The 23,004-nt window shown below is 58.9% G+C and carries 21 protein-coding genes; 10 read left to right on the top strand and 11 right to left on the bottom strand.

Features of this window, described 5'->3' with window-relative positions; genetic code table 11:
* Positions 1–58 precede the first annotated feature (58 nt).
* A complete protein-coding gene (locus K290_RS0111370; protein WP_065091431.1) occupies positions 59–1,816 on the top strand; it encodes a GMC oxidoreductase in 1,758 nt (585 codons plus the stop codon).
* Here the strand turns inward: K290_RS0111370 and K290_RS0111365 are convergent.
* Positions 1,813–3,042, bottom strand: a complete 1,230-nt coding sequence (locus tag K290_RS0111365; RefSeq protein WP_028752045.1) for a CmpA/NrtA family ABC transporter substrate-binding protein — start codon at positions 3,040–3,042, stop codon at positions 1,813–1,815. The genes K290_RS0111370 and K290_RS0111365 overlap by 4 nt on opposite strands.
* Positions 3,039–3,641 (bottom strand): ANTAR domain-containing response regulator, encoded by a 603-nt coding sequence (locus K290_RS0111360; RefSeq protein ID WP_028752044.1) that lies wholly within the window; start codon positions 3,639–3,641, stop codon positions 3,039–3,041. The genes K290_RS0111365 and K290_RS0111360 overlap by 4 nt, the downstream gene beginning before the upstream one ends.
* A gap of 399 nt (positions 3,642–4,040) precedes the next feature.
* Here K290_RS0111360 and K290_RS0111355 point away from each other — a divergent pair, with 399 nt between their 5' ends.
* On the top strand, positions 4,041–4,541 hold the full coding sequence (locus K290_RS0111355) for a hypothetical protein (RefSeq protein WP_028752043.1): 501 nt from the start codon (positions 4,041–4,043) through the stop codon (positions 4,539–4,541).
* 130 nt (positions 4,542–4,671) lie between these two features.
* Here the strand turns inward: K290_RS0111355 and K290_RS0111350 are convergent, their stop codons facing one another.
* Positions 4,672–5,142: an NUDIX hydrolase gene (locus K290_RS0111350; RefSeq protein ID WP_028752042.1), complete on the bottom strand. Its 471-nt coding sequence runs from the start codon at positions 5,140–5,142 to the stop codon at positions 4,672–4,674.
* A 220-nt stretch (positions 5,143–5,362) separates the two neighbouring features.
* Between K290_RS0111350 and K290_RS0111345 the strand changes: the two genes are divergently transcribed.
* The 3 genes from K290_RS0111345 to htpG all read left to right on the top strand — a co-directional run bounded on the left by K290_RS0111345 (position 5,363) and on the right by htpG (position 8,396).
* Positions 5,363–5,845, top strand: coding sequence for a hypothetical protein (locus K290_RS0111345; protein WP_154668580.1), 483 nt, complete (start codon positions 5,363–5,365; stop codon positions 5,843–5,845).
* 172 nt (positions 5,846–6,017) lie between these two features.
* Positions 6,018–6,308, top strand: coding sequence for a hypothetical protein (locus K290_RS0111335; RefSeq protein ID WP_028752040.1), 291 nt, complete (start codon positions 6,018–6,020; stop codon positions 6,306–6,308).
* 198 nt (positions 6,309–6,506) lie between these two features.
* On the top strand, positions 6,507–8,396 hold the full coding sequence (gene htpG / locus K290_RS0111325) for a molecular chaperone HtpG (protein ID WP_028752038.1): 1,890 nt from the start codon (positions 6,507–6,509) through the stop codon (positions 8,394–8,396).
* An 81-nt stretch (positions 8,397–8,477) separates the two neighbouring features.
* Here the strand turns inward: htpG and K290_RS0111320 are convergent, their stop codons facing one another.
* The gene (locus K290_RS0111320) at positions 8,478–9,845 is read right to left on the bottom strand and encodes an FAD-containing oxidoreductase (RefSeq protein WP_028752037.1); all 1,368 of its coding nucleotides are present in this window, start codon (positions 9,843–9,845) and stop codon (positions 8,478–8,480) included.
* Between the two features lie 398 nt (positions 9,846–10,243).
* Between K290_RS0111320 and K290_RS0111315 the strand changes: the two genes are divergently transcribed.
* Entirely contained in the window at positions 10,244–11,944 is a 1,701-nt protein-coding gene (locus K290_RS0111315; protein ID WP_210311491.1) for a type I secretion system permease/ATPase, read from the top strand.
* Positions 11,941–13,251: an HlyD family type I secretion periplasmic adaptor subunit gene (locus K290_RS0111310; RefSeq protein WP_028752035.1), complete on the top strand. Its 1,311-nt coding sequence runs from the start codon at positions 11,941–11,943 to the stop codon at positions 13,249–13,251. The genes K290_RS0111315 and K290_RS0111310 overlap by 4 nt, the downstream gene beginning before the upstream one ends.
* 32 nt (positions 13,252–13,283) lie before the next feature.
* On the opposite strand, the gene eglC is transcribed toward K290_RS0111310, so the two are convergent.
* Positions 13,284–14,717, bottom strand: a complete 1,434-nt coding sequence (gene eglC / locus K290_RS0111305; protein WP_028752034.1) for an endo-1,3-1,4-beta-glycanase EglC — start codon at positions 14,715–14,717, stop codon at positions 13,284–13,286.
* A 295-nt stretch (positions 14,718–15,012) separates the two neighbouring features.
* Between eglC and K290_RS0111300 the strand changes: the two genes are divergently transcribed.
* A complete protein-coding gene (locus tag K290_RS0111300) occupies positions 15,013–15,354 on the top strand; it encodes a hypothetical protein (protein ID WP_028752033.1) in 342 nt (113 codons plus the stop codon).
* Positions 15,355–15,535: 181 nt separating this feature from the next.
* Positions 15,536–16,036: an invasion associated locus B family protein gene (locus K290_RS0111295; protein WP_028752032.1), complete on the top strand. Its 501-nt coding sequence runs from the start codon at positions 15,536–15,538 to the stop codon at positions 16,034–16,036.
* 320 nt (positions 16,037–16,356) lie between these two features.
* Here K290_RS0111295 and K290_RS0111290 read toward each other — a convergent pair whose 3' ends face one another.
* The 3 genes from K290_RS0111290 to K290_RS0111280 all read right to left on the bottom strand — a co-directional run bounded on the left by K290_RS0111290 (position 16,357) and on the right by K290_RS0111280 (position 18,727).
* Positions 16,357–16,611, bottom strand: coding sequence for a DUF982 domain-containing protein (locus tag K290_RS0111290; RefSeq protein ID WP_028752031.1), 255 nt, complete (start codon positions 16,609–16,611; stop codon positions 16,357–16,359).
* 276 nt (positions 16,612–16,887) lie between these two features.
* Positions 16,888–17,130: a DUF982 domain-containing protein gene (locus K290_RS34045; protein ID WP_037135258.1), complete on the bottom strand. Its 243-nt coding sequence runs from the start codon at positions 17,128–17,130 to the stop codon at positions 16,888–16,890.
* A gap of 271 nt (positions 17,131–17,401) precedes the next feature.
* Positions 17,402–18,727 (bottom strand): NAD(P)/FAD-dependent oxidoreductase, encoded by a 1,326-nt coding sequence (locus K290_RS0111280; protein WP_028752030.1) that lies wholly within the window; start codon positions 18,725–18,727, stop codon positions 17,402–17,404.
* 252 nt (positions 18,728–18,979) lie between these two features.
* On the opposite strand from K290_RS0111280, the gene K290_RS0111275 reads away from it, so the two are divergent.
* Positions 18,980–19,456, top strand: coding sequence for an Lrp/AsnC family transcriptional regulator (locus K290_RS0111275; protein ID WP_028752029.1), 477 nt, complete (start codon positions 18,980–18,982; stop codon positions 19,454–19,456).
* 36 nt (positions 19,457–19,492) lie between these two features.
* Here K290_RS0111275 and K290_RS0111270 read toward each other — a convergent pair whose 3' ends face one another.
* The 3 genes from K290_RS0111270 to K290_RS0111260 are packed head-to-tail and all read right to left on the bottom strand — an operon-like array spanning position 19,493 to position 22,949.
* On the bottom strand, positions 19,493–21,154 hold the full coding sequence (locus K290_RS0111270) for an ABC transporter ATP-binding protein (protein WP_028752028.1): 1,662 nt from the start codon (positions 21,152–21,154) through the stop codon (positions 19,493–19,495).
* The gene (locus K290_RS0111265; RefSeq protein ID WP_028752027.1) at positions 21,154–21,996 is read right to left on the bottom strand and encodes an ABC transporter permease; all 843 of its coding nucleotides are present in this window, start codon (positions 21,994–21,996) and stop codon (positions 21,154–21,156) included. The genes K290_RS0111270 and K290_RS0111265 overlap by 1 nt, the downstream gene beginning before the upstream one ends.
* Before the next feature lie 2 nt (positions 21,997–21,998).
* The gene (locus tag K290_RS0111260) at positions 21,999–22,949 is read right to left on the bottom strand and encodes an ABC transporter permease (protein ID WP_028752026.1); all 951 of its coding nucleotides are present in this window, start codon (positions 22,947–22,949) and stop codon (positions 21,999–22,001) included.
* Positions 22,950–23,004: the final 55 nt, after the last annotated feature.

Genomic DNA, 23,004 nt, shown 5'->3' with positions numbered 1-23,004 from the left:
GTGGGTCTGATCGTTTTAACGTCGGATTGCCTGCTCGCAGTAACGGAAACTGACCCAGATGAAAATCGAGCAACTGTCCAATCGCGACGACAATTCGATTATTATATCGGACCTCGTAATCGTAGGGGGCGGCCCCACCGGGCTCACAATCGCAGCCCAATGTGCGAAGGCGGGCAGAAAAGTGCTCGTCGTCGAAAGCGGGCTGGAGTTCGAAAATCCTGAGCATTCGGCGCTCAACGAAGTCGAGAGTGTCGACCAGCCGCAGTCGGAGGCGCAGTCCCGCAAGCGGGTCCAATTTCACAGCCCGCAAGCCAAGTTCTGGTCCGAGGAGATCCAGCCCTTCGGTGTTCGTTGCCGAGCGCTTGGCGGATCGACGCACGCATGGGCCGGAAAATCGGCACCTTTCGATGGTATCGATTTTAAGGTTCGCTCCTGGGTTCCAAATTCTGGTTGGCCTGTGGATCGCGAGCAAATCGATCCTTATATCCTGCGCGCATTGGAGGTGCTGAATCTCAGCCCCAAGGAACCGCCGGCCCGCTTCGACAATGAGGGACTTCATTCCTTCTACTGGCAGTTTGCCCGTTCGCGCGTAGATCGGCTCGACGTGATGCGCTTCGGAAACGAGTTCATGGCGCAACGGCCGGAGAACATTCATGTTCTTCTGAACGCGACCGTGACACGCGTCGGTCTGAGCTCAGACGGATCACGTTTCTCACATCTCGACGTCGAAAGCATCGACGGCAAGCGCGCACGTATCCAAGCGAGACAATGCGTGCTCGCCGCGAGCGGGATTGAGAATGCCAGGCTGATGCTGGCATCCAACGATGTACATTCCAATGGGATCGGCAATTACCATGATGTCGTCGGGCGGTATCTCATGGATCATCCCGCCGCTCGTGTCGGTGCCATCCCGACCGATCAAATGGCGGTGCTCACCAAGCTCTTCGGTTTTTTCGGTGTTCATCACAACGGCCGGGCGCATATGTTTATGCATGGCCTGGCGCTGACCCCGAAGATACAGGAGCGCGAGAAGCTGCTGAATGCCGCTATCTACTTCGCCACGGCGCGCGCGCCCGACGATCCATGGGATGCTTTGAAGCGGCTGGTGCGCCGAAACAGCACAAAAGTCGGACGCGATCTGCTTTCCGTTGCGGCAGGTTCCGGACTTATCGCCAAGGGGCTCGGAATGAAGGTCCTTTCCGACGGCCGGACGCCCAAAGCCCTCAAGGATATTGTGATAAACACCGCAATCAGGATGTCCCCGAACCTGGTCGCCAACGAATTCCAGGATCACGGCGTGCCTCATAAACTGGTGGGTTTGAGGATCGAGGCGATTTCCGAGCAAATTCCCAATCCCGACAGCAGGATCAGCCTCAGTTCGCGGAGGGACCGGTTTGGCGTGCCATTGGCCAAGGTCGCCTGGCGGATCAACGATGTCGAACGTCAAACTCTGCTTAGGATTGCCGAGCTTTCACGCACAGCGCTGGTGAGCGCCGGCCTGCCTGCCCCTATACTTGAAGATTGGGCACTTGAGCGGCGGCCACAGGACATCGTGATCATCGACATGGCACATACGCTCGGCACGACGCGAATGTCTGCTGACGCGAAGACGGGTGTCGTCGACCAGAATTGCAGGGTCCACGGCTTGCCTAATCTTTATGTTGCCGGCGGATCGGTGTTCCCAACCAGCGGCCACGCAAATCCCACATTGATGATCCTGGCTTTTGCCATAAGGCTGGCCGATCATCTGAATGCAAACTGGCAGGGGTTCGCGCCTTCCGCCTCGGATTACTACAGAACGCTGGAAACGCATTAATCAGCCGTCTTCGGCTGCCTCTGCGCTTCGATATAGGCGTCGATCTTGTCCGGATCGAACAAGCCGCCATCGAAGAAACCATCTGGGCCGAGCGTCAGGCTGGCGTCGGTAGAACCGACCGGCGTTTCCACGCGAAGAGCGCCTTCGACCTTGGCGCTGGCGCCGGGCAGGGGCACGCCAAGCGGCTGCAATGCCGATCGGTAGATATCCGGCCTATAGGTGTTCCGCGCGATGGTTTCGTTGTGTTTGTCGTGGCCGACCTGCCCCCAGCGCACCATTTGCGTATAGAACCACAGCGCATGGCTTTTCCACGGGAAGGTTGCCGCCTTGGCACGCGGTACGAAGAAATCCCTGACGCTCGTGACTTGGCCAGCCCCAACCTGCAGATGGCCGGAAAGGGCTGGCAACAGCCAGTCGATGGGGCGGCCGATATAGGCGGGCTTGGCGAGGACGGACGCCAGGTTTTCCCTGTTTTCCGGATCGGAGCACCAGACGGCCGAGCGGTACAAGGCCCTGAGAAGGGCGGCCATCGCGTCGGGATGCTCACCCGCCCAGCCGGCATTGGCGCCGAGCACCTTTTCCGGGCTGGACTTCCAGATGGCGGCCTTGACCGTTGCCATACGGCCTTTACCGCTTAGGACACCGGCTGTATTCCACGGTTCGCCGACGCAATAGCCGTCGATCTGCCCTGCGCCAAGCGCATCGGCCATCTCCGGCGGCGGCAGGATGATGATTTCGACGTCGCGGTCAGGATCTATGCCGCAAGCCGCGAGCCAATAGCGCAGCTCGTAATTGTGCCCGGAATGGGGATGAACGACGGCGAAACGCAGCGGACGTTCTTGGCGGGCGAGGACGACCTTATGCAGGGCTTTGCCGTTTCGGTCTGCATCGAGGTCATCCGTCGCGCCGGCGGCGACCATATGCTCCCAAAGCGCTGACGATACCGTCACCGCGTTGCCGCCGAGGCCGAGCGCCATCGGCACGATCATCTGCGGAGCCAAGGGTGTCAGTCCGAGATTGCAGGCAATCGGCATTGGGCCGAGCATATGCGCCACGTTGTAGCGGCTGACCGCGAGCCGGTCGCGAATATTGGCCCAGGAGACCTCCCGCACGAGCTGGAGGTCGATCGCCTCTGCTTCGGCGAAGCCTTTTTCCTTGGCAATGACGAGCAGGGCGCTGTCGAGAAGGGGCAGGAACCCGGCGATGATCTCCTGTTTCTGCGTCATGCATTTTCTCCTGGATCGAGCAGGCCGATCGCCGTTACCAGACTTTGCGCAATGTCGATGATCTTGCGGTTCTGGTTCATGGCCGTCCTGCGCATCAGCGCATAGGCCTCTTCTTCCGAAATGCCTCGCGATTTCATCAGCAGGCCTTTGGCGCGGTCGATCACCTTGCGGTTTTCCAGTTCGCTCCGGGTCTCTTCCAGTTCGCGGTTGAGGCGCGCAAACGCGTTGAAGCGACTGATGGCCATCTTCAGGATCGGCCGCACACGTTCCTGCTTCAACCCGTCGACGATATAGGCTGAAACGCCGGCATCGACGGCCGCTTCGATCGAGGCTTCGTCCGACCTGTCGACGAACATGGCGATCGGCCGCTTCACTGCGCGCGAGAGCTGGAACATGTTTTCGAGCATGTCTCGGTTGGGATTTTCCAGATCGATGACGATTACATCCGGATTGATCTCGCTGATCCTGCGGGCGATGCCATTGATGTCATGGACGACCGTGACGTTCTCATACCCGGCCTCGCGCAATCCGGCCTCGATAATCGACGCGCGAATGCGGTTCTCGTCTATGACCAAAACGGCAAGGGTAGGGGATTTCATCGTCGCATATCGCCTCCGGCCCAAACTCAGAGATTGATGGTCGTTCAACCGCCAGAGCCGCCGTGTGCTTCCTTACGATCGGTTCGCGGCAATCGCAATGGCAGACGGGGGCCTAAAGATCCATTGCCGGAATTTGTAGGTCTCAAATTCTTTATCGGCGAAGTTCTTCGGCAATACGTGCCAAATGGCAGAGGTCGTCGGGGGATCTGTGACACGCAAAGCGGAATTCAAGACGCGCAGGAATATTCCCTATCGAAAAACACCCCAATTTTGAGCCTTGGGACGACCGGACTTTGTCTCGTGTTCGTAATGGCTTGCCGATAGTTTTGCCGTAGCAACGTGAGTCTCACGCCTGCCGCTGACAAAACCGCATACAAACGACGCTGATAGGACCTATCCATGCAAAAAACGCTTTTCATTGCTGCGGCATTCGCAGCGGCTTTCCCGCTTCTTGCTCACGCCGAGACCCTGCAGTTCCCAAGCGAGGAACCGATCGCCGAGGTTTCGATTCCCCATAGCTGGGGGCCGAAGGAAACGGAAACCGGCGTCGACGCAACGTCTCCGGACTCTGCGATCTACTTCTCCATAGATATCGCCAGCGACAAGACGGCTGATAAGACCCTCGACGATGTTATTGATTTTCTGTCGAAAAACGGCGTCGACATCGATGCCAAGTCCAAGCATGAATTTCCGGATTCCGTGCTCAACGGCATGAAGATGGCGCATCTCGAATGGGATGGCAAAGACAAGGACGGCCCCGTCGATGTCGAGCTCGGCCTACTCCAGCCGTCCGAGCACAAGCTTCTGATCGTCACCTACTGGGGATCGAAGGAAACTCAGGACAAGCATGACGACGCCGTGCAGAACATCATGAATTCGCTGAAGCCGATCAACGATTGAGTCGTCAGCGGCAAGGAATAGCAAAGGCAACGGCTATGGCGCTGCCTTTGCTTTTTGCATTATCGGCCTGACGCGATGGAACGAATTTCAGCCCTTCAGACGTGACGATTGCGATGAGGCGGTCGAACCTTCAGTCCGTCGAGTTGACGCCGAGCGCTTCCAGGCTTTCCAGGAAGGGGAGCTGGCTGCTGAGGATCTTCCGGCGGGCATCGGAAAGAGTGAACCATTCGGCGCGATCAACCTCGGGAAACGACTGAAGGCGCCCGCTTCTAGGTGGCCATTCGATTTCGAACAGATTGCTGCGAAGGGTGGAAATGTCGAATTCGCCTTCGAGGGCAAAGGCTACCACGTGTTTCCCGCCTTTCTGACGCAGTTCGCCCAGCGGCTGCAACATGCCGTCGGGAATATGGCCCATTTCCTCGGCGAATTCGCGTCGGGCCGCGGTTTCGGCAGGTTCGTCCTCCGGATATTCGCCTTTTGGAATGGACCAGGCGCCTTCGTCACGCTTACGCCAGAAGGGGCCGCCGGGGTGAGCGAGCAGCACCAGGACATCGCTTTGCGTCCTTCTGTACATCAGGATGCCGGCGCTCTTCTTCATGATGATCGTTCCCGCAAAAATGGAGCCGTATCCATCCTCGTCAACGAGGGGCAAAGTCTCCATGCCCCTGAAGAAAGGTCTTATTTATTCAACTTTGCAAAAGCTTCATCGCCATGTTGGAGTAACAGTTTACCAGAGTTTTGTCCCGGCCCGTCGGCCCGGCAGCGTTTAAGGTCGCTGTCAGACGGCACCGATAGATTACCGCCCATAACCAGGTAGATCGATGAAAATGGCGCACCAGATCGTCGACAGCTACGAGATGAAGACGATTGTCGTTGGACCGGATATGCGGACCATCTTGGTGGTCAACGGCGCCTTGCCGGAAGAAAGCGCGGTATTCCCTCACTGGGTGAATGAGCGGGTTGTCATCGCGCAGGTGATGATAGCCTATGTCAAAGGAAAGGCGCATCGTCTCGATATGGTCCAGGGTTATTTCGAGGATCTGGACGAGACCGGCAAGCTGATAAACACGTCGCAATTGAATCTCTTCCATACGATCGCCAAACAGTTTTTCTCGATGGTTTCGGGACGACATCAGCGGTCGGCAGCGCTCGGCGACATGCTGGAACAAGCGATGTGGCACTGTAGCCCCAGGGAGAATGCAAGTATTTATGAGCGGCTGCGAGCCTATTTCATCGACGGCCGAAAAGATCCTTTTATCAAAGAGTTTCCCCTGGAAGAGCCTACACAGCCAACATTTCACTGATCCCGGAAAAAGAGCAGACGGCCGGCGGCCGTCCAAAACCGGCGATGTGCCTGCGGGGATGGCATGGAAACCACCGGCTCTTGAATCGCCATTTTTCATTTCCTAACTCACATATGCCGAGGCTCGAAAGAGATCAGCGTCCGGATGTAACGTGAGTATGAGTGACATTGAGATGGAAGGAAATCTGAAGAATATTCGCGATCTGAGCGTCAGCGAGCGTGAAGAAGTGCTGGCCAATATTGCCGATACGCTTGAAGGAAGCGCTCAAGAAGCCCTGATGGAAGGCAATGAGAGCTTTGCGACGACATCGCGTACGATGGCCTCTGCTATCAAGGAGAATGCCGACGAACTGGCGCGTGACAATCTCGATATCGCCGATCAGGTCGTTCAGCAGGCCTTGAACGTGATCGCACAGTTCCGGATGACGCATCCATATCGCGTGGTCAATACGACGTTACACTAGGGATGCCGCATTACCGGCACATTGACCTGCAAGCTTTTTCGCTGATCCTATTGGGCAGCAAGGTTGGTCACGGATTGGGAACGGAAGTGAACAGGATCGCGAAAGCGGTCCTTTTCTTGTGGCTCCAGCTTGAATTTTTGTTCCTCTTCCGCCACCTCTTCGGCGCGACTTTCAACATTCTCAGGAGACCAGACGCATATGACGACGACCACCGCAGAAAATCCCGCTGAGAGCCACGTCTTTGAGGCCGACGTCGCCCGCCTTCTGCACATGATGGTTCACTCGGTTTATTCGGATAAGGATGTTTTCTTACGAGAACTGATTTCGAATGCGGCCGATGCCTGCGAAAAACTGCGATATGAGGCAATCGCCACGCCGGCGTTGCTGGCGAACGATCCCGACAGCCGCATTGTGTTGACGCTGGATGAGGAGGGCGGCAGGCTTCTCGTCGAGGACAACGGCATCGGCATGAGCCGCGACGAGATGATCGAAGCGCTCGGAACGATCGCTCGCTCCGGAACGAGGGCGTTCATGGAGCGCGTCGAGGCAACCAAGCAAGGTGAGGGCGCACAGCTCATCGGACAGTTCGGCGTCGGCTTCTATTCCTGCTTCATGGTCGCCGAGCGCGTTGACGTCGTATCCCGCCGTGCGGGAGCGGACGATGCTTGGCTCTGGTCTTCGGACGGCAAGGGCGGCTACAGCGTCAGCCCGATCGATGTCAGCGAGGCGCCAGCGCGCGGCACGCGCATTACCCTGCATCTGATGGACGACGCCAAGAACTTCACGTCGCGCTGGACCATCGAGCGGATCATCAAAGAGCAGTCGGGCCATGTACCGGTGCCGATCAGGATCGCAGAGAAGCCCGGTGCTGAAGCAATGCAGCTAACCGACGGGACCGCGCTCTGGACCAAATCGAAGAATGACATTACCAGCGAGGAGTACACCGACTTCTATCGCGGAATTTCCGGCCAGTACGACGAACCGGCCCTGACGGTGCATTTTCGTGCCGAAGGCCGTCACGAATATTCCGCACTCGCCTTCGTGCCCGGCACCCAGCCCTTCGACCTCTTCGATCCCGATCGAAAGGGCCGCATGAAGCTTTACGTGAAGCGGGTCTTCATTACAGACGATGCGGAATTGCTGCCCCGTTATCTCCGCTTCGTGCGCGGCCTGGTCGACACTGCCGACCTGCCGCTCAATGTCTCGCGCGAAATGATCCAGGAAAGCGCCATTCTTGCATCAATCCGGAAGGGCGTCGTCAACAGGATCATAACTGCCATCGAGAAACTTGCCGAAAGCGATAACGACGCCTTCCTCAAGCTCTGGGAAACCTTCGGAAGCCTGATCAAGGAAGGCATCTACGAAGACTTCGAGCGGCGCAGCCAGCTGATGGCGCTGTCGCGTTTTCGCACGACCGCTTCCGGCGAGGGGTATCGCTCTCTTTCCGATTACATCAAAGACATCAAGGACGGCCAGCAGGCCATTTATTATCTGGTCGGCGACAGCTTGGAGCAACTGAAGGCATCGCCGCAGCTCGAGGGTTTCCGCGCACGCGGCATCGAGGTTCTGCTGCTGACGGATTCTGTCGACAGCTTCTGGGTCACCAATGCCCCGGAATGCGAGGGTAAGAGCTTCAAGTCGATCACACAGGGTTCCGCCGACCTGACGCAATTCAGCAAGGTCGAGCAGGGCACGTCGGCAAGTGAGACGGCACCTGCGGAGGTGCAGGCGTTCATCGACTTTGCGAGGGAGAAGCTCGCCGATCAAGTATCGGACGTGCGCGCGTCTGACCGTTTGATCGAAAGTGCGGTCTGCCTGGTGGCTCCCGAACAGGGCTACGATCGGCAGCTCGAAAAAATTCTGCAGGGCGCCGGCCGCCTGCAGGGCGGCGCGAAGCCGATCCTGGAGATCAATGGCGATCACCCGGTCGTAAAAGCCGTCGCCGCCAGAAGCGATCAGCCGTCCTTGCGTGACGATGCGGCATTCCTGCTGCTCGATCAGGCACGCGTTTTGGATGGCGACAAACCGGCCGATCCACGCGCATTCGCCGAGCGGTTGGTGCGCCTGATGGAAAAAGCGCTGCAATAAGCTTCCCGTTCGCCCTCTCCGCAGCCTGTTGGCCATCGGAGAGGGCGGGCGATCTCCGCTATCTCAGGGTGCCTTGACCGGCTAACTCGATTTCAGCCCGCCGAGAAGCGTCGGAATAAGTTCGGATACCGTGGGATGGATCGGCACGGCCCATTTCAGCACCGGATAGGGCGTGCGCGCATGCATGGCGTCGATGAACCCGTGGATCGCCTCGTCGCCTTCGACGCCCAGGATTGCGGCACCCAGGATCTGTCCGGTTTCGACATCGGCGACGACCTTCATCAGGCCTTGTGTTTCGCCCTTTTCGACGGCGCGGCCGACGCGGCTCATCGGCATGGTCGATGTAGAGACTGACCGTCCTTTTGCCCGCGCTTCTTTCTCAGTCATCCCGACGCGCCCGAGCGGCGGATCGATATAGAGCGCATAGGCGGGAATGCGCTCGCTCAGCTTCCGGTCTTCGCCGTCCAGGAGATTGGCCGCGACGATCTCGAAATCGTTATAGGAAGTATGCGTGAAGGCACCGTGGCCGTTGCAATCGCCGAGGGCCCATATGCCGTCGACATTGGTGGAGAGATGATCGTCGACGACGATATAGCCTTTGCCGTCCAGTGCGACACCAGCGTTTTCGAGGCCGAGATCGTCGGTGTTGGGCCGGCGTCCCGTGGCGATGAGGAGATGGCTTGCTTCGACCTCCGGGTTGCCGTTCGCAGTCGAGATGCGGATGTTCTCGCCACGCTTCGACAGTCTGATGTCCTGCGCATTCGTATGGATCGCTATGCCTTCGGCGCTAAGAACATCACCGATCGCCTGGCAGATATCATCGTCCTCTCGCGGGGCCAGGTGCGGGCCATGTTCGATGATGCTGACCTCGGTGCCGAAGCGCCGGTACATCTGCGCGAATTCGAGGCCGATATAGCCGCCGCCGATGATGGCGAGATGGCGCGGCAGGGCCGTCAGATGGATGATGGAGGTACTTGTCAGGTACTCGATGTCCGAAAGTCCGGGGAAAGCAGGTATCGCCGGCCTGGCGCCGACGTTGAGAAAGATACGCGGCGCGGTCAGCATCTCATCGCCGACGCGGATGGTCTTCTCGCTTTCGAAGCGGGCATGTCCCCTTATCAGGGAAATTCCGTCTGTGGAGGTGAGCCAGGTCGTAAGCGAATTCCTGGCGTTGTTGATGACGGTTGCAGCACGCTTTTCGACGGCCGCCATATCCGTCAATAAACCGCCATTCGTGTGGATGCCATAATCCGCGCCTCGTCGTATCACGTGGGCGGTCCGGGCGCTGGCAACGAGGGTTTTGGTCGGCATGCAGCCGGCATTGACGCAGGTCCCGCCGACGAATTTCCGCTCTATCAGAGCCACCGTCATTCCGGCGCCCGCAAAACGCCCGGCAAGGGACGGCCCCGCTTGCCCGGCACCGACGATAATCGCGTCGAAGGTCTTCATGCTTACCCCTCCCGCAGTTTGATGTCTGTTTTTCATGCCGGGTCGAACTGGAAGCCGACGCCTTTGTCACTTTAACAGACTTGAGCGGACCCAGCTCGAAAACCTGAAGGAGTGGCAGCAGTTAGTTGTCGTAGATGCTCCTGTCTGTAAGGAAAATGGCGCAATATCAACCTCATGATCTCCGCATTGGCGATGTGCAGACTTGACGAAGAGCATTGCTAGGCCATGTCTGATCCATACCTGCCGTAAGGGAACCACGTGCGGAAGGAGAGGATTATCGGGCAGGAAAATGGCCTAGACAAACTTCCTGGCATCTCTGCCGCGTGTGACGATAACGCAAGGATTGAAGCAACGTGCCAGCGGTCCCGAAAGAACCACCACAAAAATTCATCTTGCTGATGCTGTCGTCGCTTCGAAAGGCGTTCTTCAGCATCGCTATTGCGAGCGCTGCGATAAACATGTTGGCGCTCACCGGCTCCTTTTTCATGCTGCAGGTTTACGATCGTGTCATTCCGAGCCGCAGCCTTCCGACGCTGGCTGGCCTCGCGATCATCGCCGCGACCCTGTACATATTCCAGGGAGCTCTGGAATTGTTGCGCTCGATGCTGCTTGCACGCGTGGGCGTATCTCTCGATGAAAGAATGAACCGGAAGGTCTTCGGCTCGCTCATTCTTCTGCCGACAAAAATGCAAGCGCCCGACGACGGCTTGCAGTCCGTCCGTGATCTGGAACAAATCCGATCGTTCTTATCCGGTGCTGGGTCGACGGCGTTGTTCGATCTGCCCTGGATGCCTCTCTATCTCATCCTGTGTTTTCTGTTCCATTTCTGGATCGGCTTTACAGCCCTATGCGGCGCCATTCTGCTCATCGTCCTGACGGCGCTGGCAGAGGTGCTGTCGCACAAGCCGGCCCTAGAGGCCGCAAAGTCTTCCGCGGCTCGGCTCGGCTTTGCGCAAGCGGCGCGGCGAAACTGGGAGGCCGTGGTCGCCATGGGTTTCAGTGGCCGTCTGACCGAGAAATGGACGGCGATGAACGAGGCGTATCTGGGAAATCAGCTCTCCGCGGGTAATATCGTCGGCACGCTCACCACGATCGCGAAGATATTGCGGATGATGCTGCAGTCCGCTGTGTTGGCCGTCGGCGCGATCCTCGTCATCAAGCAGGAGGCGACGGGCGGCATCATCATCGCCAGTTCGATCATGGTCACCCGTGCGCTGGCTCCCGTGGAGCTTGCAATCGGGCAATGGAAGGGCTTTGTCGCCGCCCGCCAAAGCTGGTCGCGCCTCGCCAAGCTCTTGGATCTGATCCCTAGCGAACACCGGGCCGTGGCCCTGCCGGCGCCGCAAAAAGAGCTGAGCGTCGAAAACATAAGCCTCACATCTCCCGGCAGTCGCGACTTCATCCTGCGCAATATCGCATTCAAGATCTCGGCGGGCACGGTGCTTGGCGTGATCGGCCCCAGCGCTTCGGGAAAATCGTCGCTTGCGAGAGCGATTACCGGATTGTGGCCGGTAGTGATCGGCGCGATCAGGCTCGATCAGGCAGCTCTCTCGCAATGGGAGCAAAGCGATTTGGGACGTCATATCGGATATCTGCCCCAGGATGTCGGCTTGTTCGACGGCTCGATAGCCGAAAATATTTCCCGCTTCGCGAAGGACATGCAGTCCGGACCGATTATCGCGGCGGCAAAGGCGGCTGGTGTCTACGACATGATCGTCAAGCTGCCGGAGGGGTTCGATACGATCGTCGGCGAGGGCGGTTCGCGACTTTCCGCCGGTCAGAGGCAACGCATTGCCTTGGCTCGGGCCCTTTATGGCGAGCCCTTCCTGGTGGTTCTTGACGAGCCGAACTCCAATCTGGATGCCGAGGGCGAGGCATGCTTGACCCAAGCTTTGATGGGCATCCGGGCGCGCGGCGGCATCGCCATCGTCGTCGCACACAGGCCGAGCGCTCTCGCCGCCGCGGATAAAGTCGCGATCATTGCCAACGGCCAGTTACAGGCGTTCGGAGCCAAGGAGGAGATATTGGGCACATCCACGAGGCATTCTGCCGCTGTGCCGGTGCGTTTGATGATAGCCGGCGAGGATGTGAGCGGATGAAAACCACGGGCCTGTCTTCCACTGAGCGCGCGATTCGCCGCCTTTCCATTTTCATCGTGGCGACAATTCTTCTTCTTTTCGGCGTCCTCGGCGGTCTTGCGGCAGCAACGAAGATTTCGGGGGCGGTCATTGCTTCCGGCACTTTGGTCGTCGACAGCTATGTAAAGGCCGTTCAGCACCTCAAGGGTGGGATCGTTGGCGAAATCCGTGTGAAGAATGGCGACCATGTCGATACCGACCAGATATTGATCCGCCTGGACGATACGCAGACCAGAGCCAATCTCGGCATCATCAAAAAACGTTTGAACGAGCTTTCCGCCAGAACGGCGCGTCTGGTCGCCGAGCGTGACGACAAGACTGCAATCAGCTTTCCGGAAAATCTGCTGTCCAATGCCGACGACGATAGCGTTGCGAGCATACTTGCCGGCGAGCGACAACTGTTCAGCGACCGACTGGCATCGCGACAGGGCCAGAAGTCTCAGTTGCGCGAGAGAATCCAGCAGTTGAGACAGGAAGTGGACGGCCTTGTCGCGCAGGAGAAGGGGAAGCGGATCGAGATCGAGCTCGTCAACAAGGAGCTAAGCAGTCTTCAGCGACTGTTCGACCAAGGCATTGTTCCGGTGGCAAAGGTCTATTCGCTGCAAAGAGAGAGCGCCCGCCTGACCGGAGAGCTCGGCAACCTTGTTTCCTCGATCGCCCAGACAAACGGCAAAATTACTGAAACCGAGCTTCAGATCATTCAGATCGACGAGGACCACGGCTCCGAAGTCTCCGACCAATTGCGGCAGGCCGAAAGCGATACCGGCCAGTTTTCGGAACGGTTGATCGCCGCCGAGGATGATCTCAAACGAGTGGACATCAGGGCGCCGCAGGCAGGCATTGTCGATCAATTGAATGTCCATTCGGCCGGCGCCGTGATCGGGCCGAAGGAAACCATCATGCAGATCGTCCCCGACAAGGATGCATTGGTCGCCGAACTGAAGCTTGCGCCGCAGGATATCGACCAGATCGCCGTCGGACAGGTGGTCGCATTGCGATTTTCCGCCTTCAACCAGCGCATCACGCCAGAACTGAACGGGCGCGTCGAAACCGTTTCGGCGGATCTGACGACCGACCAGCATTCGGGGCTCAGCTATTACATCGTTCGCGCCAAAGTGCCGAAGGAAGAATGGGATCGATTGGGAAAGCTGACGCCTCTTCCCGGCATGCCGGTGGAAGCCTTCATGCAGACCGGTCGAAGAAGCGTCCTTGCCTATCTGACCAAACCAATGACGGATCAGATAAAGCGTGCCTTCAGAGAGGATTAGGGCGTTTCTCGCTGAAACGCCCTATCGCTCTATCAGATATGCCAGTCCGGAGAGTGGGTAGACAGGGCGGCGGCCGTCTGGGTGGTGTGGTCGTCCAGTGAATAGGCCTTGATGTAGTCGATTTTCATCTCTGACCCGTTTTTCAAACCGTCCGCTGGAGTGCCCGCGATGCCGCCGACGGCGAGATCCACCACCATGTACATTGGGCTGTGCATATCGGCTGGCGTATCGGCGTGCGCGACAGCCACGTCGTCGAAATACCAGACGATTTGATCCTGATCCCACAGCACACCGTAGTTGTGAAAGCCATCGGTGCTGGGAACTTGCACGGGAATGGATTGCATCGTGTGCTGACCCGTCGCATTCGAATGAACAGTGACGTTGACCGTGCTCGGCTCCTGTCCGCGCATTTCCACCACATCGAGCTCAGGCGGCCAGGAACCGTCTTCCGGCAGAAGCCAGAAAGCCGGCCAGGTCCCTTGATCATGCGGCATCTCCGCCCGCATCTCGAAATAGCCGTAGGTCTGGGAGAACGTAGAATGGGTATTCAGAAGGCCCGACGTATAGTCATGGTTATCCACCAGCGACTTCAATGCATCGGGCGTCGGTTTGGCGGAAATCGTCAACACGCCATTCGAAACGGAGAAGGGATTGGCCGATGCGGTCGGGGCATAGGACGGGTTGACATACCACTGCAACTCGCCGGTCATGCTGCTGCCCTTGTCCGGCGCCCACCAGTATTTTGCATCCCACGTGCCTTGCGTTCCCTGATGCAGAGAAAGCGTATTGAAATCGTCGGAAAAGGTTTGCGTAAGATCGGAACGGTCGAGCCCAAGCTGGAATTGATCCGAATGCAGGTCGGCAGCCGTTTTGTTGGCAAAAACCAGGCTCTCCCCGCCGCCGAGATCGAGCCGCAGATTGGCGCCTTCCTGAGTCAAATGACTGACGACCTGGTCGAAGGACGTCAGCCCGTATTGGTTCAGGCGCACCTTGTCATCGCTGCCGAAGTCGGTGATCAGGTCGCTGCCATTACCCTTGGTGAAGATGAAGGTGTCGGCGCCGCCTCCGCCGATCAGGACGTCATTGCCCGCCCCGCCGTCGATGGTCTGGCTGCCCGTGCCGCCGGTGATGATGTTGTCGGCGCTGTTGCCGAAGGCATGGCGGCCATCGCCCGTCACCGTGAGATTCTCGAAATTGGCGGGCAGGGTGTAGTCCATCCACGTATTGATGGTATCTACGCCCGCACCCGGCGCCTCGGATGCGTGATTGATGCTCGAATAGAGATAATAGATATCGTCTCCGGTGCCCCCGACCATCGTCACGTTGACGGAGCCGTCACCCCATATGGAATCATTTCCAGCCGTGCCGTAAAGCGTCGGACCGGAGCCCGTGGCAGAAAACCAGCTTGTCGAAGTTCCGCTGTAGTAGAGCGTTTGGCCAAGTGCATTGACAACCGTATTGGGCATCGGAAACCTCTTCCGTTGTGCTTTGCTGTCCCCTCCACAGAGCCAACATTCCTCCGTCCTTACGTTAGAAGAATAACATTTTCCGCGCCGCAGCATAGCCCCTGGCGATGTAAATTTCAGCTTTGTGTAATGTTTTGCCGACTAATTATCTTCGAGCTCAATCTCAAGCTGTCGTGCCATGCGCGTGATTTGAAGAAAAATGGCGGCATCGCCAGGAAGGGTAGAAGCGGGATCCCGCGACTTCTTTCGGAACCTGAAACGGGCACAGAGGTTTGGACGACAGGAGGATTGATTCATGAGCGACTTCGATCATCAACCGACACCGACCGGTCCACAGCCGGAAACCCCGCCGAACTGGCGTTCACGCATGACTGGCTTGGCGATTGTCGCGGCGATCGTAATTCTCGTCGTCATCGCGGCTGTCTCGTCGAGCTACTGGCGGGGCAACCCGGCGACCACCGATCCGCAAACGACCTCGTCGACCACGCTCCCGGGTTCAGGACCGGGTGCAGGCACGGTTAACAACACTCAGCCGAACGAACAGATGCAGCCGGCCCCCGCAGATCGCAGCGAAAATAATCAGCGGGGCATTACCAGCACCCCTTCGCAGCCCAGCAGAGATGGGGTCCAACGGTAATGGTAATCCACTGCGGCTACGCGGTTTTCCCACCGGCATTGCCGGAAACTGCGACGGCAAACATTAAGGTTTTTTAATGAATGCCTTAAGAAACAGATAACGAACATGCGGCCAGACTGCCGAAGCCAAGGAGTTGCACACTCTCTTGGCTTCGGCATGTCATATGAAGAGGCAGGAAATCATGTTCGCTAGAAGACTCCCCACCGCGTTCGCGCTCGTATTGTTCGGTTTTTCCACGGCATATGCTGAGCCGCCCGCCCGCATCGGGCAATTTGACGCCTGGGGCGCCTATTCCTACCGATCCGGCGGAGAGGTGAGCTGCTACGTCCTATCGACACCCACCAGCCAGGCACCCTCGGCGGTTGACCACGGCAACAACTACTTCATCGTCGCGCGAGGTCCCGACGGTAAGGCATATATGCCTGAAGCCGCCATGGGGTACGACCTGAAGCAGGGAGCGCCGATGCAAGCCACGATCGGTGACGCCACTTTTACCATGTTTACGAAGGACAGGCATGGCTGGGTCGAAGATCAATCAAAGGAGCCCACCATGGTGGATGCCATGAAGTCGGGCAGCGAGCTTAGCTTGCAGGCCACATCGCAGCGTGGGACAGCGACGAGTTATTCCTATTCGCTCTCGGGCATCACGGCAGCCCTGAAGCGAATAAAGGTTTGCGAATGATATGGCGGGCTGTCGTTAAGTTCGGCGGCTTGCGTAAGAGCGGGCGGACATAACCAAAAGCCCGCCGCAGACCGGGAGTCGATAGTCGCGGCGGGCTCACGCTCCAGTGGCCGGCGTGGTGCACCGTGAGCTGCGGACGAAACGTCCGCTGGCATGAAACTAAGTAGAAGCGTCTAGGTTCCGTGACTTGTCCCCTCTTGCGACAAATTTGAGCAACCGGACCGATCGCCGCGCGATGCCGCAGAGCGGCGGCCTGGGAATATGCCAGGGCGGTGATCGAGCGGCAGCGCTCTCTGCAAGATGGGGAGCGGCTTACGATATCACTGCAGCAGAGATACTCCGGCTTCTTCCGCCGCCTTGATGAATGCTTCTCGCGCGGCTTCTGCACCGACAACGCCCATCATCGCATCGAGGCATATTCGTACCGCGGTCACATATTCTTCGCCGTCTGCAATCGGCCAATGTTCCAGCAGCGTCTCAGCCGCATCCTGTACCGAATTGACCCGCCGATATCCCTCCGTGCCTTCCATCACAAGTGTCACGGCGGAGAAGGGCCGCAAAGTGTTTCGTTTCAAAACGCATTACCTCCGAAACATAAAGACTTTGGTAACCTTGCAAAAAACATTCCGCAGAAAGCGGCGTGGTTAGTTGACCTTCGGACAACGGCTGAAATTGCCAAGCATGGTGCTAGGAATCGAACAGGCCCACGCCGGGTGAGGGCGGCTGCGACAGCGGCTGTCGCGGCCCAATGCCGCCGAAGCTCGCGCTATGAGGGAGAAATGTAGATGAAGCTCGAAACAGCTTGCCGTGCTCCGCGTCGTTGGCGGCGCGAGAGCGATCGGCAAATAACCTCAGCGGCGCGCCAGAAGCGCCTCGAGGGAAGCCATTTCAAAGGCATCACGCGCTTCACTCGCGGTACATTCGTGCTCGAGCGCGGCGCTGCAGACCTTCTTTGCTTCCCTCAGAAAAACGCCATCGGCGATCGGCCATTCCCTTTCCAGGCACCCGACGGCTTCGGCCGGTCCCTTGACGGCCTTTTGTTTCCCACTGCTGACAATGACGGAGACGGGTGCCTCCCATGCGAGAGCGCTCATTCTGATCCTCCTTTGTCTTTCAGGTGAAGTTAGGCAAACGATGGTTTTGCCGCTCGGTTCCAAGAGTGAGATCAAAAAGTTCCATCTCCGCACGAAAAGAAGCGCAAGTCAGCGGGGTTGTTCCCAACGATGCCATGTCAAAGAGCATGCATCATCAGACGGCGGACTTATGGCTGCTAACGTTCACATTTTCTGCGATGATACTTGCGAGCACAATTTCGGTGCTGGCGGCTGGGCTATATTACGCGCCCTCGGCCCACCTGTGAAGCTGTCAAAACTCCGCGACCTCGCCCCAGGCGGAGCCATTCAGCCGATGCGGATGATAAGGCTTCGGATCGACGATCGGTTTTGCGCCGGTGACGAGGTCGGCAACGAGATGACCGGCGCCCGGGCCGATCCCGAAGCCATGGCCGCTGAAGCCTGCCGCCAAGATCAGTCCCGGGAGAGCAGAAAATTCGCCGATCGCCGGCACGCCGTCGGGTGTGCTGTCGATATAACCGGCCCATGCGGCGGAGACGGGCGTTTGCGCGAGCGCTGGAAGCAATGCCCGCGCCCGCTCGAGGGTCAACTCAATCTGCTTGCGATCCGGACGAGGATCGAGAATGCGATTGTGCTCCATCGGCGTCGGCCGGTCGAGCCGCCAGCGCGATAGAGTTTCATGCCCGCTCTTCATACCCTCGAGACCGCCGGGAGCGAGGCTGCGCCAGCGCTTGGCGAACATCGGCACAAAATGGCGGGCGAACCGAAACTGTTGCAATGTCGGATCGATGCGGGCGCGGCCGCTGATCGCAAGCGTATAGCCGCCGTCGCCTCTCCGTGTGGCAGAGACTGCCGCAGTATGCAGCGCCGCCGGCAGACCTTTGGCGCCGGGCGCGACCGAGAGGATCGAAGCGCGGATCGACGCCTGCGGAAAACGAATGCCGAACTGCCGGCAAAAGGACGATGCCCAGGCGCCGCCCGCCATCACCACCGTGCGGGTGCGGATCGTGCCGGCCTCGGTCACGACGGCGCTGACACGACCACCTTTGGTCTCGAGGCCGCGTGCGGCGCACATCTGATGAACGCTGCCGCCGAGCGCCATGACGGCCCGGGCGACTGCAGGCGCAGCGCGAGAGGGATCGGCGGTGCCGTCGGTCGGCGAAAAGACGCCGCCCTTCCAGGACCGACCGGACGCCGATCCGAATTCGCTTGCCTGCTTCTGGTCAAGCATATGGGTGGTGACGCCGACGCCGCGGGCAAACTCACCCCAACGTGCCCAGCCGGCAAGTTCCATGTCGTCATTGCTGAGATAAAGCAGGCCGCAGCGGCTGAAGCCCGTATCCTCGCCGCTGTCCCTGCCGAAATCCTCCCATAAAGCCAGGCTCTTGGTCGCCATCGGCAGTTCGCGGGCATCCCGGTTCTGCTGCCGGCACCAGCCCCAGTTTCGGCTGGATTGCTCGGCGCCGATCCGCCCCTTTTCGAGGAGCGCGACCTTCAAGCCGCGCCGTGCGAGATAGTAGGCGGCGAAGGTCCCGACGATGCCGCCGCCGATCACCACGACATCAGCCTCTTTGGGCAGCGCGGGGGTGGTTTCAATGTGAAGAAGCGGGGCAGGCATGGCACTCTCCGGTTTACAGACGAGTATTTTAGTCGAGGTTTCCCGGCGCAAATGCTGCAGATCGCTGTCAGACAGCATTTCCTTCGGTCACGTGTGGCTATGGCGAATACTTGTGCTAAGGCGCGGATTTTACGAGATTATATTGATGCCGTTGAGCTCAATTCCTCTTGCTAAGCAAGGCTTTCCGCATAAAATGGCAAAAGATTATTCCGCCGGACGGCGCCCTGCCGCCCCGAGAATTGGAGCGCGCCGATGAAACTCGACCGGATCGACATCAAGATCCTCTACGAATTGCAGAAAAACGGCCGCATCACCAATGTGGAGCTCGCCGAACTCGTCAATCTCTCGCCCAGTCCTTGCCTGATGCGGGTCAAGAAATTGCAGGCGGAAGGATACATCGTCGGCTATTCGGCGCAGATCAACATTGCCAAGCTCGGGCAGACGCTCACGGTGTTCACCGAGGTCACGCTCAAGAACCACCGCCAGATCGATTTCGCCCGGTTCCTGGCGGCGGTCGAGAAGGTGGACTCGGTGGTGGAGTGCCATCTCGTTTCCGGCGGCTATGACTATCTGGTGAAGTTCGTGACGGCCGGGATTGCCGAATACCAGACGACCATGGAACGGCTGATCGACATGGAAATCGGCATCGACAAATATTTTAGCTTCGTCGTGCTGAAATCGCCGATCGTCAAAGCCCATATGCCGCTGACGAGCCTGTTTCCGGTCTGAGCCACCTTCGCTGTTGTCTATTCGCCATGCGGCGCCTCAGCGTTTCGCAAAGGCGCCCACCAGCTCGGCATTTTGTTCCAGGCTATCCAGCCAGCCGGTACTAAGCTTCGGCACGGAAGAGAAGAGCAGTTTGGAATAGGGGTGCTTGGCGCCGCGCGCGAGGTCGGCGGATGCGAGTTGCTCGATCTTCTCGCCGGCATACATCACCGCAATTTCGTCGCAGATCGCCTGCACGGTCGACAAATCGTGACTGATGAAGACGTAGGAAAGACCGAGTTCGCGTTGCAGTTCCTTGAGGAGGTCGAGGATGGCGGCGGCTACGACCGTGTCGAGGGCCGATGTGATTTCGTCGCAGAGGATGAGCTTCGGTTCGGCCGCAAGTGCCCGCGCAAGATTGATGCGCTGCTTTTGGCCCCCTGACAGTTCCGGCGGGCGGCGATGCTTGAGGGCTTTGGGCAGGTGGACCATGTCGAGGAGCTGTTCGATGCGCGCCTCGCGCTCCCTGCGGCCGAGATTGTGATAGAAGGCAAGCGGGCGCCCAAGTATTTCGCCGATCGACTTGGCGGGGTTGAGCGCCGTATCGGCAAATTGAAAGACGATCTGCAGCTTTTGCAGCTCTTCGCGCTGGCGATTGCGGGCGTCGGCGGCAAGCTGTTTTCCACTAAAGACAATGTTTCCGGAAACCGGCGGCAGGATGCCGGCTATGACGCGGGCGAGCGTCGATTTTCCGCAGCCGGATTCGCCGATGACGCCGAGATTGCGGCCGGCTTCGAGCCGGAGGCTCACGGATTTGAGTGCGGTCGCTGCCGGCAGACCGTCCGGCTGGATAGGGCCATAGCCCGCCACCACGTTGGTAACCTCCAGCAGAGCCGGTATCTTTTCCGGCTCTGTCGACGCCGGAGAGGCATAGAGCTTGGGTTCGAAAGCACCCAGCAACTGGCGTGTATAGGGATGCGAGGGCGCAGAGAGGATCTGTTCCGTCTTGCCGATTTCCTGAATTTCCCCGCCCTTCAGAACAACGATGCGGTCGGCGACCTGCGCCACGACGGCGAGGTCGTGAGACACGTAGACGCCAGCAATGCCGCCCTTTTTCATCACCGATTTGAAAGCTCGGAGAACCTCAATCTGCGTGGTGACGTCGAGCGCCGTCGTCGGCTCGTCGAAAATCATGAGTTTCGGATTGCCGATCAGTGCCATCGCGGCTGAAAGCCGCTGCAACTGGCCTCCGGACACCTGATGCGGATAACGCGAACCGATCGTATCCGGGTTCGGCAGGCTCAGCGCCTTGAAGAGCTCGACGGCGCGGGTCTTTGCCTCCTCGGCCGGCATCAGGCCGTGGATGCGGGTGATCTCGATCACCTGCTCCATGATCGTCTGCGCGGGATTGAAAGCTGCCGCAGCACTTTGCGGGACATAGGCGACCTCGGTTCCGCGAATGCGCGCTCGGGCCTTTTCGGGCAGGCTTGCCATATCCTTGCCGGCGAGCAGGACCTGGCCCCCGCTGATCCGACAGCCTTGCCGGGTGTAGCCCATCAGGGTCAGGGCAATCGTCGTCTTGCCTGAGCCGCTTTCGCCGATCAGAGCGACGATTTCGCCTTCCTGTATGTCGAAGCTAACGCCGCGGATGATGTCGACCTGGCGGCCCGCATCCGTCTTAGCCTCGACCTTCAGGTCGCGAATGTCGACGAGTTTGGCCATCAATTGCTCCGGTCTCGAATCTTCTGGGGGAGGTTGTCGATCAGCAGGTTGACGCTGATCGTCAGGCTGGCGATCGCGATGCTCGGGAACATCACCGCCGGCGCGCCGAAGGGCAAGCCGCCGATGTTTTCGCGCACCAGCGCACCCCAGTCCGCATTCGGCGGCTGCACGCCGAGGCCGAGGAAAGAGAGCCCCGACAGAAGCAGCACGATGAAGACGAAGCGCAGGCCGAGATCGGCCATGACGGGCCCAAGAATATTGGGCAGGATTTCCGAGCGGATGAGATAGAGCGCCCCTTCACCGCGGGCGCGGGCAACCGTGATGAAATCCATGGTGTTGATGTTGACCGAGAGCGCCCGCGAGAAGCGATAGGCGCCCGGCGTATAGATGACGGCGAGCGTCATGATCAGCACCGGGATCGACGAGCCGACGCCGGCAACGACAACAAGGCCGAACAGCTTGCTCGGGATGGAGTTCAGCGCATCGAGAAAGCGGCTGAGCACACTGTCGAACCAGCCGCCGATCACCGCTGCGATCATGCCGAGTGCGACGCCGACGAAACAGGCAATGCAGACGGCGGCAAGCGAGATGCCGACAGTGTAGCGCGCGCCCATGAGAATGCGTGAGAAGATATCCCGGCCGAGATAATCGGTGCCGAGCCAGAACTTGGCCGACATCGGACCGAAATAATCGAAATCCACGATATCGCCGATCGGATAGGGGGTCAGCAGCGGCGCGAAGATGGCGACCAATGCCCAGATGAGGATGACGGCAAGACCGAGCATGCCGACGACATTGAATCGGAAGCCGAACCGGCGAGGGGTGAGTGCGGTAAGAGCCATGGTCAGCGCAGCCTCGGATTGGACATGATGGCGATGATGTCGGCAATGGTGATCAGCAGCAGATAGACGAGGCAGAAAATCATGGCGCAGGTCTGGATCAGCGGCAGATCGCGCGTTGCGACGGCGTCCACCATCAGCTTGGCGATGCCGGGATAGTTGAAAATGGTTTCGACGATGATGACGCCGCCGAGCAGGTAGGACAGCGAAAGCGCAACGGCATTGACGATCGGGCCGAGTGCGTTCGGCAATGCGTGCTTCAGGACCATGCGCGGGCGCGAGGCGCCTTTCAGGAGCGCCATTTCCACATAGGGCGTGTTCAGCGTCTCGATGACGGCTGCGCGGGTCATGCGGATCATCTGCGCTGATATCACGAAGCTCAGCGTGATGACCGGCATCGCGAAGACACGCAGCATTTGCGAAAAGGAGTGGATCTCATTGGCGAAGGCGAGCGCGGGCAGCCATTTGAGATAGACGGCAAAGATCAGCACTGCAGATGTTGCGACCATGAATTCGGGCACTGAAATCACGCCAATAGAGATCACCGTGACAATGCGGTCGTAGAGGGAGCCGCGCAGCATGGCTGCGGTAATGCCGAGCGTCAGAGCGATCGGCACGGAAAACAGGGTCGTGGCCGCCGCAAGCTTCAGCGAGTTTCCGAGTCGGGCGCCGATCAGCTCGGCAATCGGCATGTTGTTGGCGTAGGAAATGCCGAGATTACCGGTTGCAAGGCCGGCAAGCCAGCGAACGAAACGCAGGATCGCCGGGTCGTTGAGATGCATGGCTGCGCGAAGGCCTGCGACCGCCTCGGGCGTCGCGGCTTGACCAAGAAGGATCTGGGCCACGTCGCCGGGCAGCATTTCGGTTGCTGCGAACACCGTGAACGACACGATGAGCAGCGTGATCAAGGCTATGATCACACGGCCGAGCACGAGAGAAAGAACGTGGCGGTTCATGACAGATCCCCATCGCGAGAACGGATGCGCCGACTATGCGGCACTGTACCCGACA

Source organism: Rhizobium leucaenae USDA 9039 (genome assembly GCF_000426285.1).
GTDB classification, from domain to species: Bacteria; Pseudomonadota; Alphaproteobacteria; order Rhizobiales; family Rhizobiaceae; genus Rhizobium; species Rhizobium leucaenae.
This window is presented reverse-complemented; position numbering and strand designations above follow the sequence as displayed.

What these genes read in the sequence shown, in the direction of transcription:
- K290_RS0111275 (WP_028752029.1), top strand. Translation starts at nt 18,980, where the DNA reads ATGAAACTCGACCGGATCGACATCAAGATCCTCTACGAATTGCAGAAA.
- K290_RS0111300 (WP_028752033.1), top strand. Translation starts at nt 15,013, where the DNA reads ATGAGCGACTTCGATCATCAACCGACACCGACCGGTCCACAGCCGGAA.
- K290_RS0111260 (WP_028752026.1), bottom strand. Translation starts at nt 22,949, where the DNA reads ATGAACCGCCACGTTCTTTCTCTCGTGCTCGGCCGTGTGATCATAGCC.
- K290_RS0111270 (WP_028752028.1), bottom strand. Translation starts at nt 21,154, where the DNA reads ATGGCCAAACTCGTCGACATTCGCGACCTGAAGGTCGAGGCTAAGACG.
- K290_RS0111355 (WP_028752043.1), top strand. Translation starts at nt 4,041, where the DNA reads ATGCAAAAAACGCTTTTCATTGCTGCGGCATTCGCAGCGGCTTTCCCG.
- K290_RS0111370 (WP_065091431.1), top strand. Translation starts at nt 59, where the DNA reads ATGAAAATCGAGCAACTGTCCAATCGCGACGACAATTCGATTATTATA.
- K290_RS34045 (WP_037135258.1), bottom strand. Translation starts at nt 17,130, where the DNA reads ATGAGCGCTCTCGCATGGGAGGCACCCGTCTCCGTCATTGTCAGCAGT.
- K290_RS0111280 (WP_028752030.1), bottom strand. Translation starts at nt 18,727, where the DNA reads ATGCCTGCCCCGCTTCTTCACATTGAAACCACCCCCGCGCTGCCCAAA.
- htpG (WP_028752038.1), top strand. Translation starts at nt 6,507, where the DNA reads ATGACGACGACCACCGCAGAAAATCCCGCTGAGAGCCACGTCTTTGAG.
- K290_RS0111265 (WP_028752027.1), bottom strand. Translation starts at nt 21,996, where the DNA reads ATGGCTCTTACCGCACTCACCCCTCGCCGGTTCGGCTTCCGATTCAAT.
- K290_RS0111315 (WP_210311491.1), top strand. Translation starts at nt 10,244, where the DNA reads ATGCTGTCGTCGCTTCGAAAGGCGTTCTTCAGCATCGCTATTGCGAGC.
- eglC (WP_028752034.1), bottom strand. Translation starts at nt 14,717, where the DNA reads ATGCCCAATACGGTTGTCAATGCACTTGGCCAAACGCTCTACTACAGC.
- K290_RS0111335 (WP_028752040.1), top strand. Translation starts at nt 6,018, where the DNA reads ATGGAAGGAAATCTGAAGAATATTCGCGATCTGAGCGTCAGCGAGCGT.
- K290_RS0111320 (WP_028752037.1), bottom strand. Translation starts at nt 9,845, where the DNA reads ATGAAGACCTTCGACGCGATTATCGTCGGTGCCGGGCAAGCGGGGCCG.
- K290_RS0111345 (WP_154668580.1), top strand. Translation starts at nt 5,363, where the DNA reads ATGAAAATGGCGCACCAGATCGTCGACAGCTACGAGATGAAGACGATT.
- K290_RS0111360 (WP_028752044.1), bottom strand. Translation starts at nt 3,641, where the DNA reads ATGAAATCCCCTACCCTTGCCGTTTTGGTCATAGACGAGAACCGCATT.
- K290_RS0111310 (WP_028752035.1), top strand. Translation starts at nt 11,941, where the DNA reads ATGAAAACCACGGGCCTGTCTTCCACTGAGCGCGCGATTCGCCGCCTT.
- K290_RS0111365 (WP_028752045.1), bottom strand. Translation starts at nt 3,042, where the DNA reads ATGACGCAGAAACAGGAGATCATCGCCGGGTTCCTGCCCCTTCTCGAC.
- K290_RS0111295 (WP_028752032.1), top strand. Translation starts at nt 15,536, where the DNA reads ATGTTCGCTAGAAGACTCCCCACCGCGTTCGCGCTCGTATTGTTCGGT.